The organism is Carboxylicivirga marina (assembly GCF_016612505.1).
Lineage (GTDB): Bacteria > Bacteroidota > Bacteroidia > Bacteroidales > Marinilabiliaceae > Carboxylicivirga > Carboxylicivirga marina.
Genome location: NZ_JAENRR010000181.1, coordinates 1 through 426, shown reverse-complemented (window position 1 = coordinate 426; position 426 = coordinate 1). Strand labels below are relative to the sequence as shown.

The following is a 426-nucleotide window of genomic DNA, read 5'->3' as shown; positions in this document are numbered from 1 at the left end:
GGCGAGATAGTCTCAAACTACAAGGAACTATGGCGCATTGAAGATGCATTTGGTGAGATGAAAGGCTATTTGAAAAGCCGTCCAATGCACCATTGGACTGATGACAGGATAGTCGGGCACATCATGCTATGCTTTCTTGCCCATTTCTGCGAAGCACACCTGACAAAACGCCTCCGGCAATCAATGGTACGAATAGAAACCAAATCGACTAACAGAAAAATAATAAAGGATAGGCCATTAACCGTTGTGGCAGCAATGGAACAGCTCATGCAGGTAATGGCGGTTCCTGTTAAAGTCAAGAAAGAACCCATCTGGCTGCGCACAGACATTCCCTCCAATGGCATCAAGTTATTAAAAGCAATAGGCTTGAAAATCCCTCCGAAAATTTTGCAGTAGCGAATGAAAATGTAGTGGCACAAACCACTA

Annotated in this window: 1 pseudogene; it reads left to right on the top strand. The window is 44.1% G+C overall.

What is annotated here, in order from left to right:
• A pseudogene (locus JIV24_RS22275) lies at positions 1-396 on the top strand (hypothetical protein); the annotation flags it as partial.
• Positions 397-426 lie beyond the last annotated feature (30 nt).